The sequence below is a fragment of the Caulobacter sp. SRI_014 genome (genome assembly GCF_057586315.1).
Window position 1 is genome coordinate 260,472 of the sequence record NZ_JBYCZQ010000002.1, and the last position, 15,508, is coordinate 275,979.

Here is a 15,508-nt window from a genome sequence, read left to right on the forward strand (position 1 = left end):
ATGAACTTCCCGCGGCTCCCGGACTGGACGATCTACGGCGCCGTGGTTCTGGCCCTCGTGATCGCGTCGATCGGGCGGCGCGAGAAGGCCGATGCCCCCGCCCCGCCGCCGCCGGTGCCCGGCGAGGAAGGCGTACCGCTCGGTCCCGCCTCGCCCTTCGACCCGGCCGTGGTCGTTGAGGTCAGCGGAGAAAGGCCGCAGCCGACCAGCGGCACCGCCTTCTCCATCGCCGACAACGGCGTCTGGGTCACCGCCCGCCACGTGGTCGAGGGCTGTCCGTCGGTGGCCATCGTCGTCGCCGAGGGCCGCGGGGTCGCCACCCGGGTCAGCGTCGCCACCGCCGGCGAGGCGGCCGTGCTGATGAGCGAGGGCGGCGCCCCGGCCATGCCGGTCGTCGACCAGGCCCAGGCCCGCTCGCTGAAGCGCGGCGACCGCGCCTTCCACCCCGGCTTCCCGCAGGGCAAGGCCGGCGAGGTCACCTCCCGCCTGCTCGGCCGCGAGCGGCTGGTGGTCCGCACCCTGGCCCAGCGCCAGCGCGGCGAGCAGACCGAGCCCGTTCTGGTCTGGGCCGAGGTCGGCCGCACCAACACCCTCAAGGGCCCACTGTCGGGCCTGTCCGGCGCTCCGGCCCTGGACGCCGCCGGCCGGGTGATCGGCGTCACCGTCGCCGAGGCCCCGCGCCGGGGCCGCATCTACACCACCACGCCCGAGACCCTGCTGGCCGCCATGACCGCCGCCAGCCAGCCGCCCTCGCGCATGGCCACTGGCGAGCCGGTCAACACCGAGAACTACGGCCGCGTCGCCGACGCCCTGCGCCGCGACCTGCGGGTGGCCCAGGTGGTGTGCCTGGTCTAGGCGGGCGTTTCGGCTTCAGGCTTGGGTTGCTTGGCCGCGACGTAGAAGACCAGGATCATCCCGACGATGCCGATGAGCGTCGTGTAGATGTAGAAGAGGAAGTAGCCGACGCCGAGCGCCGCCGGCGTCACCTGGCTCTTCTCCATGGCCCCGGCGTAGCTCTCCGGCGGCACCCGCGCGATCAGGCCGCGCAGGCTCTCCAGGGGTCCGCCAACCTCCGCCGCCCTGGCCGACTCCTCGACGATGCGGCCCGACTGGGTGGCCAGCAGCTTGCCGAACAGGGCGTAGAGGGAGCTGAACAGGGCGTACTGGGTCGCCGTGAAGCCGATGCTGGTCAGGCTGGACATGTAGGCGATCAGGGCCGTGCCGGCGAAGCTGCCGCCGATATTGTCGGCCGCGATGGCGCCCATCAGGGCGTAGACGTTGTGCCCCTCCAGGGCCATCCAGGCGAAGGCCAGATTGCTCAGCGAGCCCAGGAAGGCGCCGATGATCAGGGTGCGCATGAGGCCGAGCTTGAGCACCGACCAGCCGCCCAGCGAGACCCCGATGATCGACATCACGGCCCCGAACACCTTCCGCACCTCGGCGATCTCGGGCTTTGAGAAGCCAAGGTCGGTGTAGAAGGCGCCGTTGATGTTGATGACGAAATCGCTGACCCGGTAGAAACAGATCAGGGCCAGCATGAAGGCCGCCAGCTTGCCGTAGCGGCCGAAGAACTCGACCAGCGGCTCGCCCAGCGCCGTCGACAGATAGGTGCCGGGACGGGTCGGGAAGCGGGGCACAGGCCAGGCGGCGATCGCGATGACCGCGAAACCGCCGAACACCCCGACCAGCTGCCACAACGCCTTCCAGTCGCTCTCGAAAAGCTTGACCAGGCCGGCGCCGCCGGCCTCCGCCCCGCCCAGCAGCCAGGCGGCCGCCGCGGCGTCGCCGGTCAGGCCGGTGCCGAGCATCAGGGCGCCCAGCAGCAGCAGACCGCCGCGCACGATGTATTCGACGATTTCCAGGGCCGGCCGGGCGGGAACGCCCTCGACCGAGATCGGCCGCACCGAATGCTGGGCCTCGCGCGGGGCCAGGATGGCGGCGGCGACACCGACGCCCATGGCGGCGGCCATGACGGCGTAGGAGATGTGCCAGTCGAAAAGTTCGGCCAGGATCAGCGGCACCACCCCGGCGATGATCATCGCCACCCGGTAGCCCCACTGGTAGCTGGCGGCCATCGCCCCCTGCATTTCCTTTTCGACCACCTCGATCCGCCAGGCGTCGACGACGATGTCCTGGGTGGCCGAGAAGAAGCTGACGATGACGGCCATCAGGGCCATGGTCACCAGGGTGGCCTTGGGGTTCTGCACCGAGATGCCCCAGAGGCCGAGGATGATGACGCCCTGGGCGATCAGCATCCACGAGCGGCGATGACCCAGCCATTTGGTCAGAAAGGGCACCCGGGTGCGGTCGATGACCGGGGCCCAGAGGAACTTCAGGGCGGTGAACATGGTGGTCAGGGTGAAGAAGCCGATGACCTTCAGGCTGACCCCGTCCTCGCGCAGCCAGATGCTCAGGGTGTCGAATACCAGGAGGTTGGGCAGGCCGGCGGCGAAGCCGAGGAAGAACATGATGGTGACGCTGCGCATGTCGCGCGTCGCCTCGCCCTGGGCGCGGGTGTTCTCGCCGAACCGGTTGGTCTCATCGACTCCCGGCCGGGTCCCGGCCTCCCAGACGTACCAGGCCCAGCCGACCACCGGCACGGCGGCGGCCAGCAGCCACCAGCCGCTGCGGCCCCGGTCGTGCAGCCGCTTCACCCCGATGGCCAGCAGCGGCCAGATCAGGCCGATGCCGATGATCAGCGGCATGGCTTCGAGGAGTTCGGAGCCCGGGGGCTTGGGCGGCGGGGCGACGCCGGGGGCCGGCGGGGCCTGCAGGTTCACCAGCCCCCAGAACAGGCCGAAGATGCAGGCGGCGGCGATGACCACCAGCCAGAACTGCAACCGCGCCGCCCGGCCCTTGAAGCTGAACAGCAGCTGCTTGGCGCTCTGGCTTCTTGCGGTGTCGGCTGCGGCCATGAAGTCCCCTCCCGGAGGTGGGGACCTGGAGCCCCCGTCTAGCCGGTCAGCTTGGCCTGCGCCGTCGGCGGCGTCCAGCGGGCCCAGCGGGTGAGGGCCGTGCGCAGGGCGTCGGCGGTCAGGGGTTTGACGAGGAAGTCGTCCATGCCGGCGGCCAGGCAGGCCCGGCGGTCGTCCTCGAAGGCGTTGGCGGTCAGGGCCAGGACAGGGGTGGTGATGCCGCGTCCGCGCAGGGCGCGCGTGGCGTCGAGGCCCGACAGGCCGGGCATGCGGACGTCCATCAGGATCAGGTCGTAGCGCCCGGCCTCGAGGGCGGCGAGAGTTTCCTCGCCGCTGGCGGCGCGGTCGACAAGGGCGCCTTCGCGCTCGAGCAGGGTGCGCGCCAGCAGGGCGTTGATCGGGTTGTCCTCGGCCAGCAGGACGCGGGCGCCCTGGGCGGTGGCGGGGGCGATGCGTTCGTCCTCACTGGCGACCGTTTCGACGGTGGCGGCGACACCCTGAGCGGCGAGCACCCGGGCCGCCAGGGAGGCCCGGCGCAGGGGCTTGATGAGGTATCCGGCGAACCCGGCGGCCCGGCAGGGCTCGATGCGGTCGCGCTCGTCGGGGCGCAGCAGGACGATGGCCTCGTGGCCGGCCGGCGGCTTGAGACCCCGGCGGCCCTTGAGCAGGCTGTGGTCGACCAGCAGCACGGCGCCGGCCGGCGCCTTCGCCACCGCGCCGGCCACACCGGCGGCGGCCAGGGCCGTGCCGCCGCAGGCCTCGATCTGGCGAACGGCGGCAGCGCGGACGGCCGGGTTGGGGCTGGCGACGACGACGGTGCGGCCGGCCAGACTATCGTCGGCCGCCGTCTCGCCGACGGTTTCGAAATCGGCGCTGAACCAGAAGCGGGCCCCGCCCCCCGGCGCATCTTCGACGCCGACATGAGCGCAGTGGGCTTCCGCGAGCAGTTGGACGATGGCCAGGCCGAGGCCCGCGCCGCCGAGGGCAGAGCCGCCATGGGTGGGGTCGGCGTGGGTGAAGGGCTCGAAGATCCTGCCCTTGGCGTCGTCGGGGACACCCGGGCCGTTGTCGGTGACGGTGAAGCGGATGCGGCCGGGACCCTCGGGCTCGGCGGCGATCAGCACCCCGCCCTTCTCGGTGAACTTGACCGCATTGCCGGCGAAGTTGAGCAGCACCTGACGCAGGCGGCCCTCGTCGCCGAGGATGGTCCCCAGACCGGGCGCGGCGGCCCAGGCCACTTCGATGCCCTTCTCGTGCGCCCGGGGGCTCATCAGCTCGGCGACCTGGCGCAGCAGGCTCTCGACCTCCATCGGGGCCGGATGCAGTTCCAGCTTGCCGGCGCCGAGGCGGGCCAGATCGAGCACGTCGTTGATCAGACCCAGCAGGTGATCGCCGCTCTCTTTCAGCGCCTTCACATAGTCGCGCTGTTCCGGGCTCAGGGCCGTGCCGTCCAGCAAACGGGCCATGCCCAGCACCCCGTTGAGGGGCGTGCGGAACTCGTGGCTCAGGGTGGCCAGCTGCTGGGGAGTGATGGCGTCTGTCGTCATGGTCACCAAACTACGGCCAACCGCTTAAGACACCTTTTCCGTCGTACTCGGCAGTGAATCCATGTGACCGTATGCGAGAAACCATCCCAAGTTTCGACATGTCAGGTGGACACAGATGGCGCTTCTCAGTCTCTTTTCGCGGCGCGCACGTGAGGCTCGGCGGGTTGGGCCGGACGTGTATCAATACACCGAAATATCTTCAAAACTTCGAATCCAAATCGTCCAGATAATTCAAGGCTCCGTGGGAGACTACGGCCCCTATGCACCAGGAACGAAGTGGTATGATGCTATCGTTGATATTCTTCGACGAGACATAGGCGTATTTGAACTTTCCAGAAATCACTACAACAATAAGAATACAGAATTCTTCAATTGGTTTCTAAATGTGGACGATATTGAAAGGGCTTTCGACGGAATAGAGTTGTTCTTACGCGCACTGGATGGGCCGATACGACAAGACTGGTATGAATTTCGAGGAACATCACCCATCGACCCGGATGCAGCCATTGCTGAAATCAATGACCGGTTCAAGGAGGATGGGCTCGGATATGAATTCGTATCTGGTGAAATAATAAGAATAGATAGTCAAATAACCCACGCCGAAATCATAAAGCCGGCGCTAGTTTTGCTATCGCACGCAAAATATAAATCTGCTGAGAAGGAATTTCTTGCAGCACACTCTGCGTTTCGGCACGGAGACAACGAAACTTGCCTAATAGAGTGTGCCAAGGCCTTCGAAAGTGTTCTCAAGGTCATTGCAAAGGAGCGGAAATGGGCGGTAAAGGACACGGACCCAGCCAAGCGATTACTTGACGCTGCGTTTGCCGCAAACTTCATCGAGTCGGCGCTTCAGGCTGAGTTCACCGCCCTTCGGAGTCTTTTGGAGAGCGCTGTCCCCACGGTGAGAAACCGGATGGCAGGGCATGGCGCAGGGACAGAGACTAGAACTGTACCGTCACACATCGCGGCTTTCCAGCTGCACCAATCGGCCGCTGCAATGCTGTTCTTGGCCAATCACCACGCGGAGACCCCCTAGAAAAACAGGGCGCCCCCCTCAGAAACAGGTACCTGTCTAACCGATCTTGGACCGAGGACCCCGATGGCGCCGCGTCAGGCCGTGCTGGGAATGGACGACGCCAGCTTTTTCCACGGCTCGGCGCGGGTGTTCGAGCACGTCTCCTTCCTGCTCGACGACGCCCGCACCGCCCTGGTCGGCGAGAACGGGGCCGGCAAGACCACCCTGCTGCGCTGCCTGTCGGGCGAGCTGGAGCTCGACAAGGGCCAGATCCTGAAATCCCGATCCCTGCGCGTCGGCTATCTGCCGCAGGACATTCCGCCGGGGCTGGACGCGCTGCCGGTCCGCGAGGTGCTGCGCCAATCGCTGGAGAAGGTCGGCGCCGGCGATGACGACTGGCGCATCGATGTGTTGCTGGACGAGATCGAGGTCGCGCCCGAGGTCGCCGACCAGAGCTTCGGGTCGCTGTCGGGCGGCTGGCGGCGGTTGCTGCTGATCGCCGGGGCGGCGGTGCTGGAGGAGCCCGACATCCTCATCCTCGACGAGCCGACCAACCACCTGGACCTTGGCAACATCAACCGGCTGGAGGACTGGCTGACGGCGGCGTTCGACGTGCCGATGCTGATCGTCAGCCACGACCGCGAGTTCCTCAACCGCGTCACCGACCGCACCCTGTTCCTGCGCGCCGACGGGGTGCACAGCTTCAGGAGCCGCTTCGATGTGGCCCGGGAAGAGCTGCTGCGCCGCGACGCCGCCGCCGCCAGCCAGCGCAAGCTGGAAGAGAAGGAGGTCCGCCGGCTGGAGGCCGCCGCCGCCCGCTACAAGGTCTGGGCGGTCAAGAACCCCGAGCTCAACAAGCGCAAGAAAGCCATCGAGACGCGGATCGCCCGCATCGAGAGCGACCGCACCGAAGTGATCGGCCACCGCGAGCGGCGGCTGGAGTTGGCCGACGGCGAGATCGACGCCAAGGTGGCGTTGCGCGTCCAGGGCCTGACGGTGAAGACGCCCGATCAGGCCCGGACCCTGATCACCATCGACCGGCTGGCCATCGCCGCCGGCGACCGGGTGGCCATCCTGGGGACCAACGGGGCCGGCAAGACCACCCTGCTCAATGCGCTGGCCAGGGCCTTCGACCCGGCGCGGGAACACTATGACGGCACGGCGCCGGTGCGGTTCAACCCCGCGGCGCGGCTGGTCTATTTCGACCAGTCGATGAAAGACCTGCCGCTGAAGACCAGCCTGCTGGCCTATGTCACCGCCGCGCCGGACGCGACCGAGCGCGAGGCCACCCGGCTGCTGGCCCAGGCCGGCTTTCCCTATTTGAGGATCAACGACCCGATCAGCCGCCTCAGCTACGGCGAACGGGCCCGGCTGATCTTCCTGCGGCTGAAGCTGGAAAAGCCAAACTTCTACCTGCTCGACGAACCGACCAACCACCTCGACATCGAAGGCCAGGAGGCCCTGGAGGCCGAGCTGGAGACCGCCGAGGTCAGCTGCCTGTTCGTCAGCCACGACCGCTACTTCACGCGGACGGCGGCCAATCGGTTCCTGGAGATTCGCCGGGGGAAGCTGGTCGAGGTGGAGGACCCGGACGCCTTCTTCGACGCCCAGGGGCGCTAGATCGACAGCCGGTGAAAGCCCGCCGCCGGCGGGGCGGACACGCCCTCCTCCGCGCCCGGTCCTGTCCGCCGGTAGATCAGGGCCTCGGCGACATGGATGCGGCGCACGCCCTCGGCCTGGTCGAGGTCGGCGATGGTGCGGGCCAGGCGCAGGGTGCGGGTCCAGCCCCGGGCGGTCAGGCGGCCGGCCTCGGCGGCCCTCGCCATCAGGGCGCGGGCGGCGTCATCGAGCGCCAGCGCCTTCTCCAGGAAATCACCCTCGGCACGGCTGTTGAGCGTCGGGGCGCCGTCGCCGGCCGCCTCGGCGCGGGCGGCCTGCAGGGCGCGGGCGGCGGCCACCCGCGCGGCGGCCTCGGCCGTGCCCTCGGCGGGCGGCGGCAGGGCCAGGTCAGCGGCGGTGACCGGCGGCACGTCGACGGCGAGGTCGATGCGGTCCATCAGCGGCCCCGAGACCCGGCCCTGATAGTCGCGCTGGCAGCGCGGGGCCTTGCCGCAGGCGCCCTTGCCCGCCCCGCCGTGGCCGCATCGGCATGGTCGCGTTGCCCTTTGGTCGCCACTTCATCGGGGAGATGAAGGAGATTGATCTCCACATCGTCCAAGCCAACGATGATCCGATCTGTGATCGCCTCGACGATCTGGCGCTTCTCCGGATGAGGAAGGTCATCCCATCGATCAGTCAGATTTCGGGCTTCCCCGATAGCTTCCTCTCGGGACATTGAAGAGATGCGCAACACGTCCAGACTGGCTTGAAGGCGCGGTAGTTCGTCTTCGACCTGGCGGCGACGCTCGGAGAGCGGACGGTGACGCCGGCCGAAGTCCTCCTTGGATAGCTGATTGTCGAGATAGAGGGCGTAGAGGCGGTCGTCCTCAAGTTCGAGTTTTTGCAGTTCAGTGGTCGCCGCTTCGATGAGGCGCTGCCTCTCCCCCATCGCGTCCACAGCTGCGGCGTTGTGGGCTTCGATTTCTTCCGGCGAGACCAGGAAGTGGCGAAGCTGATCTCGGAACACGGCCTCCAGATCGTCGATCGGAATTTTGTTCCGGCACCCTTCGCAGATGTACTTCGGGTAGCCTGAGCGGACGTACATCTTCTGGCCGCAGGTGCAGAAGGCGAAGCCCGCGAAGAGGTACTGGGCACGTTTGGCCTGCGGCTTGGCGCTTTGCCGCTGGGCTTCCACAATGCCGGCGCAAGTGTCCCACAACTCCTCGGAAATGACCGGCTCTACCGAAGTGTAAATCCAGTCCCCCTCGGGCTTCAGGTCCCAGCTTTTGGTCCGGTCATTGGTGCGAGTGTAATTGGCTCGGTGCAGCCCCTTCGCCGTCGGATCGAGCAGCAGTCGAGTGACCGTGGTGTCGGAGAACTTCGAGCCGTTGCGGGTCCGGTAGCCGCGCTCATTGAGAAGCGCCGCTACCGTCTTCTTGCGCCGGTGCTCAGCGAAGAGTTCATGCAGGAGTTGGCGTACCGGCGCTTCGACTGGATCGGGCTCGAGCCGCCGGTCACGCCACCGATAGCCGAACGGCGCGGCCCCACCTAGAGGTTTGCCGTCCTTCGCGCGCACCGGGATCGACGCCTGCACCCGGTCGGCGATTTCTTCGCGCTCCCACTGGGCCATCGCCGCGATCATTGTGAAGAACAGGCGACCGGCGGGCGAACTGGTGTCGATCGCTTCCTGGAGCGACACCAGATCGGCGCTCTCAGCACGGAAGATTTCCGCGAATTCGAGCAACTCCTTCGTGCTGCGCGCCAGACGCGCCAGTTTCGAAAAGACGAGCGCGACGATACGACCGGAACGTAGATCCGCCAGCATCCGCTGCGCTTCCGGATGCGCCATCACCGCCTTGCCGCTCACGGCGGCGAGCCGGTACGTCTCGGCGACCACCCAACCTTTCGCCTCGGCGTATGCGCGAGCACGTTTCTCATGGTGCTCTGGGCTCTCGCCCCGCGCCTGATCCTCGGTCGAGACCCGAATCCAAATGCCCACATGTTTGGGGTGCGTCTGATCGCCGGACATCGGCCGCTCCTTCGTAGAACGATGGATTCTAGCGCAAACGGATCAAAGGGTGAATCGTCCTAGTCGAGGCCCAACGCGTAGTGGGTCAGGACAGCCGCGCCGGCCATGAACAGCGCAGTGCGCCGGTCGCTGCCGTCCCACGCTTGCCGCTTGGGCGGGAGCCGATGATGGAAGGCTTTCACATGGTTGGCGACGGCGACGGCGATCATGTGCCGGGACGCGACCGGTTCAAGCCCGAGGGCGTCGCACACGTCTGCATGTCCATAGCTTCGAACCTCGATGCCTCGGGACGTGGCTAGTTTGGTGGCGAGCGCGCACAGGCGGACGCCCCACCCGTTCCTTCGGCGCGGCTCCTCGAAGACGAGGAATTCGGGGCGGTACCGGTCAAGCAGCGAGCCGAGTTGGTATCCGCATGCCTCATCGCGGTTTCCTCGGGCGAAGGTCAAACCCCAGTCGAGCGGCGCCGCTGGACGCTCGAAGACGGCCCAGCCAAAGCCGCGGTACTGCGGGTGGAGGCCGAGCACGATCACCGGCGTCGGGTCAGGCCTCATGCCTCAAGCGAGTGAACCGCGCGGGTAAGAATGCCCTGGAGAAGCTCCTGGATGCGTCGGCCGGTCTCGTCAGTGCGATGGCGGACCTTGCGGTCTAGACCCGCAGCCTGGCGCATGACCTGGTCGTGGACATCCTTGGTGATGTTCGGAAACAGATCGTCGAACGAAACGTCGAAGATGAACTGGTAGGCGAGAAGCACCCGGACGTTGGGCAGTACGCCGGCGAACTCGTGCCCGGAGATCACGCTTCGGGATTTCAAGCCGAGTAGCATTGCGATGTCGGCTTGAGTCAGCGCCCAGTGCTTTCGGTGAAAGCGTAACCTGTTGTGGTGAGCCATAGAGAAAGATCAGTTAGACGGTCAAAGGCCTTGAGGGCTTGCCCCTATTATTGCCGATAGCGAGGACCGCAAAAGGCTGTGCTTGGTCGAGTTCCCGACCTGACCTTACGTTGCTGGTTAGCGCGGCGCGTCGTGATCGCCGACGCCATATCGCGCGGCAAGCGCCGCGATCTTCGACCGTTCACTGGTCGGTACGACGTAAACGCCGTGGGCCTTCCTAGTCGCAATCCGTAACCGGGTCCGCAGGAACCATCCAACCCACTTGGGAGAGACGGGTCGCTCCCCCTTACCTGCCGCCCGGTTGTACGCGTCCGCAATGGCGGAAACTGTTGGCTCGCCAGCGTCGATCAAGCGCACAACCACGCCCACCATCGCAGCGTCCAGCGACGACCGGCGTTCCTGGTGCACGCGATCGTCTTCGAGCTGAAGTGCTTCATGGATGTCTCGCCGGACCGTTGGATCGTCGACGATGGAGAGGAGCGAGAGGGCGGTTTGGTTCAGCCGTGGTTCTACGCCCGGCGCAAGCCGCGAGGGATCGGTAGCAACACGGCTTCGCTCCCGGAAACGCCAGGCCAGCAGCTTGTTGCGCAGGGCGAGAGCGTCTGTCGCGAGCGCGTTTGGGAGCTGGATTGGCACGTCGGCACGGAGCGCCCGGAGGCCCGTTTCCTCCGTCAGAAAGCGGCTCTCAAGCGCCGCATCACCAAACCGTTCGCGCATGCCCACGAGCTTGGGCCCAAAGACGCGAAAGGCCTTCGGATCAAACTCTTTGTGTCGGTTGGTCATGGTCCGCAGCACGGGCAACCCGGCGACGGTGCCATTGTTGAGGATCTTTGTCAGGCCGGCGGTCGCGTCGGTGAACCGGAAGTCCGCTTCGTCAAGAATCAGGGTGCCCTGGAAGGCGTCCAGCACGTGAAAGATCGGCGAGACCGTCGAGGCGCCCGACGCGAAGAACGGCTTGTAGCAGATGGAACCGAGCGCCAGCAGGGCGCGGGTCTTGCCGGTGCCATAGTCGCCCCGGAAGCGCAGGTACGGGAGTTCATTGAAGGCGTCGTACACCCAGGACAGAAGCGCGTAGTGGGCGCAGATCGCTTCGAACACCGGGGAGAGGTCAACATACCGGTGCAGGTAGGCTTGGATGTCGGCCAATAGCGCGGCCTTGTCGGCGTACTCGCCAATGCCAGACGGCAGGAGCACACACCCGGTGGCGATGAGATTGTTGCGCGCGGCATATGGCACCAGCCGCTCACCGCCCGGCAGGTCGATATGCGTCTCGAGCGAGATCGCACTATCAGCCCGGCAGACGGCAAAAGACGTCTCGACCCGCTCCGGATCATAGAGCAGCTCAACAAGGCTTCCGTCCTGGAGGATGTGGGAAACGGTCGGAATGCGATTGGAGTCGGGTGACGGCATTGCCTTTCACGGTACTGGACGGCGCCCCCGGCCTGGAGGCGGCGCTCCGCCAATTTTCCGACCGGGGACGCCAAATCCGCACCCCGTAAGGCCGGCGCGTTGCGCTACGTCCTGTAGGGCTAAGGGACTCCGTCCCTCGCGCGCACCAGGGTGCGCGGCTTCGCCGCCGAACGGCGGGGTATCCCCGGTCTTCCTCCGCTTCGCTCCGTGCAGACCGGGTGATCCCCCTCCCCGCCGTTCGCCCTGGCGCTTGCTACCCCCGGTCTCGCCGACGGGCAGAGCCGCAGGCGCGCTCTGCGCCTGCGGCTCTTTCCCAAAGGAAGCTAGACCATGACCATCCATAGCCACCCTACTGTCCAACGCGGCGTCGAAATCGAGGTGCCACTGAGCGCCCTCAAACGCTCGCCCCGCAACGCACGGAAGACCCCTCACGCAGCCTCGGACATCGAGACCTTGGCCGCGTCCATTGGCGCGAAAGGCGTGCTCCAGCCTCCGGTCGTCGAACCGGAGCGGGACGCCGAAGGGGTCGAGACCGGCAACTATCTGGTGACTATCGGCGAGGGACGGCGGCTTGCGCTGTGCCTGCTCGCCAAGCGTAAGGCGATCCCGAAGAAGGCGCTCGTCCGCTGCCTGCTCGACACCGACAACGACGCCTTTGAGGTCAGCCTCGACGAAAACGTCACCCGCTTCGCCATGCATCCGGCCGACCAGTTCGACGCCTTCAAGGAACTCGCCGACGCCAAAGGATGGAGCGCCGAGGAGATCGCCGCGCGGTTCGGGGTCACCGCACACGTGGTGCGTCAGCGCCTCCGGCTGGCCGTGGTCAGTCCCTCGCTGATCACTGCGTACCGCGCAGGCGACCTAACCTTGGAACAGCTGATGGCCTTTGCGGTATCCGAGGATCATGGGCGGCAGGAGCAGGTGTTCGCCACTCTCTCCTACAACCGCTCGCCGAGCGTCATCAGGCGCTCGATGACCGAACTGAACGTGGACGCCACCGACCGTAGGGCCGTGTTTATCGGGCCGGACGACTACCAAGCTGCCGGCGGCGCTATCTGCCGTGACCTATTTTCGGACGACCAAGGCGGATGGTTCGAAGACGCCGCGCTGCTGGATCGTCTGGTGCTGGAGAAGCTGGCAAGCATTGCGCAGGCTCTGCAGGCCGACGAAGGATGGCGTTGGGTGGAAGCGCTCATCGACTTCCCGCACGGCCACGGACTGCGCCGTATCTACCCCACACCGGTCGATCCCGACGAGGACACGGCCGCTCGCATCAAGACCCTCCAAGCGGCGCAGGAGCGACTGTTCGAGCGCTATCAGGACGGGGGCCTGACCCTCGAAACCGCCGAGGAGCGCAGCGAGGTCATTGAAGAGGAGCTCGCGGAGATGCTGCGCCCGACTTACACCGAGAGCGACCGCGCGATGGCGGGAGCGTTCGTCAGCCTCGCCATGGATGGTGGGGTGCGCATCGACCGGGGCTTTGTCAGGCCGGATGACGAGCCGCCGCCCGAGGAGGCCGAAAGCGGCAGCAAGGAGTGCCCTGTCGTCGTGTCAGGCCCCAAGCCTCTGTCGGAGCGGCTGGTGGCCGACCTGACGGCCCACCGGACGGCAGCGCTCCGGGACTGCCTCGGCGGCTCGCCCCATGCGGCGTTGCTCGCCATTGTGCATGCCGCCGCCGTGCCCACGTTCTTCGCCGGCTGGAATGAGAGCTGTCTAGAGGTTCGCTTTTCTTCAGCGGAATTGGATCGCTTCGCAGACGGCTACGCGGGCAGTCCAGCCGGGGTCGCAATCAGCGCTCGCCACGACGCGTGGGCACAGCGCCTCCCGCAGCAGTCCGACCAGTTGTGGGAGGCGCTGGTGGCGCTTTCCTCGCAAGACCTGCTGGAGTTGCTGGCGCATTGCGTGTCGCTGTCGATCAATGCGGTGCAGGAGCCGACGCGGTTCGGACGGACCCTCGCCCATGCAGACCAACTCGCCTGCTACCTGTCGCTCGATATGACTCACTACTGGCGCGCCACGACCGCAAGCTACTTCGGTCGGATCAGCAAGCCGCAGATCATCGAGGCGGTGGTCGAGGGCAAATCCCCGGAGGCTGCCGCCAAGCTCGACGGGCTCAAGAAGGACACCATGGCCAACGCCGCCGCTGACCTCCTAGGCGCGGACGGCTGGCTGCCGCCGCTCCTTAGGACCGCGGCGGCCGGTCCGGCCTAAGGCCAGCGGGGAGGGGGCCGGTTTCGGTCCCCTCTTTGGCCTTCGTCAGCCTTGTGACCGAGCGCTCCCTACCGGCACGTTGTCCTGGGCGGCATGCTGCAGGGTGGCGCCACGCCATCCCGGACGGATTCGCGCAAGCCCGGCATGGCGCCGTAGACTCGGACTCTGGCTTCCTCGTCCTACGGGACTTCGGGGAGGTCGGGGACGTCTCCCCAACTCATGAAATACTTCCTCTACTGCCGCAAATCGACCGAGGCGGAAGACCGCCAAGTGATGTCCCTCGATTCCCAGCGAGGGGAGCTTGAACGCGCATTCGGTGCGCAACCTGATATCGAAATTGTTGAAGTCGTCATTGAGGCCAAGAGTGCCAAGGAACCTGGCCGCCCGCTCTTCAATCAGATGATGGCGAAGATCGAGGCGGGAGAGGCGCAAGGCATTGTCGCTTGGGCTCCAGACCGCCTGGCGCGCAACTCGATTGACGGTGGACGGCTGGTCTACCTTCTGGACCGGAACGTCCTGCGGGATCTGAAATTCGCGAGCTACACGTTCGAGAACAACTCGCAGGGCAAGTTCATGCTCGCGATCATGTTCGGCCAGTCCAAATACTATTCCGACAACCTGTCCGAGGTCGTGAAGCGCGGGAACCGGACAAAGGCGGCCAACGGTTGGCGGCCGGGATCAGCCCCAATCGGATACCTCAATGACGGGGCTACCAAGACAATCGTCATCGACCCTCAGTATGCGCCGTTGGTTCGGGAAATGTTCGACCTGGTGCTTTCGGGCGGCAAGTCGGCGCGCGAAATTGCGCGGATCGCGCGCGAGGAGTGGGAGCTGCGAACGCCGAAGCGGCGGCGGGGCGGGGGTATGGTTCACGAAAGCATGGTCCACCGGCTTTTGACCAACCCGTTCTACGCCGGGCTCTTCACGTGGGACGGGCAGTTGGTGCAAGGCCAGCATGCGCCCATCGTAACGATGGACGAGTTTCAGGCGGTGCAGGCCCGCATCCGCCGACCAGGTGTGCAGCGTCAGCAGCGCCACTTCTTCCCCTTCACCGGGCTGATACGGTGCGGTGCGTGTGGGCGGGCGATCACTGCCCAGCATTCCACCAATCGCTTCGGCTCACGGTACGTCTACTACCGATGCACCCGCAGAGGCCTCGGCATGCGCTGCCGGCAGCCATCGGTGCGCGCGGAGGTGCTCGAAGCTCAGATCGCGGCCTGGCTGTCCGGACTGCCGAAAGGGTCAGTTGTCGAGGCTCGTCTCGGCGAATTGCTCCACGCGCGTGGAGGTGATGTTTCGGCGACGAAGCGGGCGGTGCGCGAGAGCATTGAGCGCGGCATCGCTGAAAGCCAGTCGCGGCTCAAGGAGCTGACCGACCTTCGGGTGCGACGCCTCATCGACGACGAAGAATTCCTGCAACAGCGTGCGGGTCTTCAGTCAGAGCTGCTGAGGCTGACCGGCAAGGCCAAGGAGGCGGTGAACCTCACAGAACGGTTCAAACCCTTGGAGGCCGCGATTCCGTTCAGCAAGTACGCGGCGGATTGGTTTTCCGAAGGCGACGATCAGCTCAAACGCCAGATCGTGGTTGCGGCCGGTTCAAACCCGGTTCTGATCGACAAGAAACTCAATGTTGGCGCGGCGAAATGGCTGATGCTGCTCCACTATTTGGCGCTCTGTCCTAATGGGCTGGGGCTACGCGACGACGTTCAAACCCTTGAGGGTGCGTCCGGTTCTGATCCGGTGCTGGCCGAGCACATGCGGAACCTTTGCGAGGATGCGGAAGCGCTCGCCCAATTGAGGCGCGCGGGTGAAGTGGCGTCCGGTATGGAGATCCGGCGAGCTGGCTAGGTTGTCTGGGCAAGTCCCCAATGTCCTCCAAGTCGCTCGGAAGGG

11 protein-coding genes and 1 pseudogene are annotated in these 15,508 nt (G+C 66.2%); 5 read left to right on the forward strand and 7 right to left on the reverse strand.

The annotated features are described in order from the left end of the window. Entirely contained in the window at nucleotides 1–855 is an 855-nt protein-coding gene (locus AC2YG9_RS06695) for a S1 family peptidase (RefSeq protein ID WP_487297175.1), read from the forward strand. Here the strand turns inward: AC2YG9_RS06695 and AC2YG9_RS06700 are convergent. Together AC2YG9_RS06700 and AC2YG9_RS06705 are read right to left on the reverse strand one after the other, a co-directional pair. Next, entirely contained in the window at nucleotides 852–2,915 is a 2,064-nt protein-coding gene (locus AC2YG9_RS06700; RefSeq protein ID WP_487297176.1) for an AmpG family muropeptide MFS transporter, read from the reverse strand. The genes AC2YG9_RS06695 and AC2YG9_RS06700 overlap by 4 nt on opposite strands. A 38-nt stretch (nucleotides 2,916–2,953) precedes the next feature. Then, nucleotides 2,954–4,462, reverse strand: a complete 1,509-nt coding sequence (locus AC2YG9_RS06705) for a response regulator (RefSeq protein WP_487297177.1) — start codon at nucleotides 4,460–4,462, stop codon at nucleotides 2,954–2,956. A 115-nt stretch (nucleotides 4,463–4,577) separates the two neighbouring features. Here AC2YG9_RS06705 and AC2YG9_RS06710 point away from each other — a divergent pair, with 115 nt between their 5' ends. Both AC2YG9_RS06710 and AC2YG9_RS06715 read left to right on the forward strand, forming a co-directional pair. Next, nucleotides 4,578–5,498 carry an abortive infection family protein gene (locus AC2YG9_RS06710; protein ID WP_487297178.1) on the forward strand — a complete coding sequence of 307 codons (921 nt, stop codon included), beginning with the start codon at nucleotides 4,578–4,580 and terminating at the stop codon, nucleotides 5,496–5,498. Between the two features lie 63 nt (nucleotides 5,499–5,561). Then, entirely contained in the window at nucleotides 5,562–7,097 is a 1,536-nt protein-coding gene (locus AC2YG9_RS06715; RefSeq protein WP_487297179.1) for an ABC-F family ATP-binding cassette domain-containing protein, read from the forward strand. On the opposite strand, the pseudogene AC2YG9_RS06720 reads toward AC2YG9_RS06715, so the two are convergent. From AC2YG9_RS06720 to AC2YG9_RS06740, 5 genes and pseudogenes are all read right to left on the reverse strand, one after another. Beyond that, nucleotides 7,094–7,639: pseudogene (locus AC2YG9_RS06720) on the reverse strand (magnesium chelatase subunit ChlI family protein); the annotation flags it as partial. The gene AC2YG9_RS06715 and the pseudogene AC2YG9_RS06720 sit on opposite strands and share 4 nt — an antisense overlap. Continuing rightward, on the reverse strand, nucleotides 7,534–9,105 hold the full coding sequence (locus AC2YG9_RS06725) for a recombinase family protein (protein ID WP_487297180.1): 1,572 nt from the start codon (nucleotides 9,103–9,105) through the stop codon (nucleotides 7,534–7,536). The pseudogene AC2YG9_RS06720 and the gene AC2YG9_RS06725, both read right to left, overlap by 106 nt. Before the next feature lie 59 nt (nucleotides 9,106–9,164). Further along, nucleotides 9,165–9,656: a hypothetical protein gene (locus AC2YG9_RS06730; RefSeq protein WP_487297181.1), complete on the reverse strand. Its 492-nt coding sequence runs from the start codon at nucleotides 9,654–9,656 to the stop codon at nucleotides 9,165–9,167. Then, the gene (locus AC2YG9_RS06735; protein WP_487297182.1) at nucleotides 9,653–9,994 is read right to left on the reverse strand and encodes a helix-turn-helix transcriptional regulator; all 342 of its coding nucleotides are present in this window, start codon (nucleotides 9,992–9,994) and stop codon (nucleotides 9,653–9,655) included. The genes AC2YG9_RS06730 and AC2YG9_RS06735 overlap by 4 nt, the downstream gene beginning before the upstream one ends. Nucleotides 9,995–10,111: 117 nt before the next feature. Next, nucleotides 10,112–11,404, reverse strand: a complete 1,293-nt coding sequence (locus AC2YG9_RS06740) for a hypothetical protein (protein ID WP_487297183.1) — start codon at nucleotides 11,402–11,404, stop codon at nucleotides 10,112–10,114. A gap of 330 nt (nucleotides 11,405–11,734) precedes the next feature. Here AC2YG9_RS06740 and AC2YG9_RS06745 point away from each other — a divergent pair, with 330 nt between their 5' ends. Together AC2YG9_RS06745 and AC2YG9_RS06750 are read left to right on the forward strand one after the other, a co-directional pair. Further along, nucleotides 11,735–13,615: a ParB/RepB/Spo0J family partition protein gene (locus AC2YG9_RS06745; RefSeq protein ID WP_487297184.1), complete on the forward strand. Its 1,881-nt coding sequence runs from the start codon at nucleotides 11,735–11,737 to the stop codon at nucleotides 13,613–13,615. 219 nt (nucleotides 13,616–13,834) lie between these two features. Then, on the forward strand, nucleotides 13,835–15,463 hold the full coding sequence (locus tag AC2YG9_RS06750; RefSeq protein ID WP_487297185.1) for a recombinase family protein: 1,629 nt from the start codon (nucleotides 13,835–13,837) through the stop codon (nucleotides 15,461–15,463). Nucleotides 15,464–15,508 lie beyond the last annotated feature (45 nt).

Bases quoted from the DNA above. Each gene is read 5' to 3' on its own strand.
- AC2YG9_RS06730 (WP_487297181.1), bottom strand. From the start codon at position 9,656: ATGAGGCCTGACCCGACGCCGGTGATCGTGCTCGGCCTCCACCCGCAG.
- AC2YG9_RS06750 (WP_487297185.1), top strand. From the start codon at position 13,835: ATGAAATACTTCCTCTACTGCCGCAAATCGACCGAGGCGGAAGACCGC.
- AC2YG9_RS06710 (WP_487297178.1), top strand. From the start codon at position 4,578: ATGGCGCTTCTCAGTCTCTTTTCGCGGCGCGCACGTGAGGCTCGGCGG.
- AC2YG9_RS06735 (WP_487297182.1), bottom strand. From the start codon at position 9,994: ATGGCTCACCACAACAGGTTACGCTTTCACCGAAAGCACTGGGCGCTG.
- AC2YG9_RS06700 (WP_487297176.1), bottom strand. From the start codon at position 2,915: ATGGCCGCAGCCGACACCGCAAGAAGCCAGAGCGCCAAGCAGCTGCTG.
- AC2YG9_RS06715 (WP_487297179.1), top strand. From the start codon at position 5,562: ATGGCGCCGCGTCAGGCCGTGCTGGGAATGGACGACGCCAGCTTTTTC.
- AC2YG9_RS06740 (WP_487297183.1), bottom strand. From the start codon at position 11,404: ATGCCGTCACCCGACTCCAATCGCATTCCGACCGTTTCCCACATCCTC.
- AC2YG9_RS06725 (WP_487297180.1), bottom strand. From the start codon at position 9,105: ATGTCCGGCGATCAGACGCACCCCAAACATGTGGGCATTTGGATTCGG.
- AC2YG9_RS06695 (WP_487297175.1), top strand. From the start codon at position 1: ATGAACTTCCCGCGGCTCCCGGACTGGACGATCTACGGCGCCGTGGTT.
- AC2YG9_RS06745 (WP_487297184.1), top strand. From the start codon at position 11,735: ATGACCATCCATAGCCACCCTACTGTCCAACGCGGCGTCGAAATCGAG.
- AC2YG9_RS06705 (WP_487297177.1), bottom strand. From the start codon at position 4,462: ATGACGACAGACGCCATCACTCCCCAGCAGCTGGCCACCCTGAGCCAC.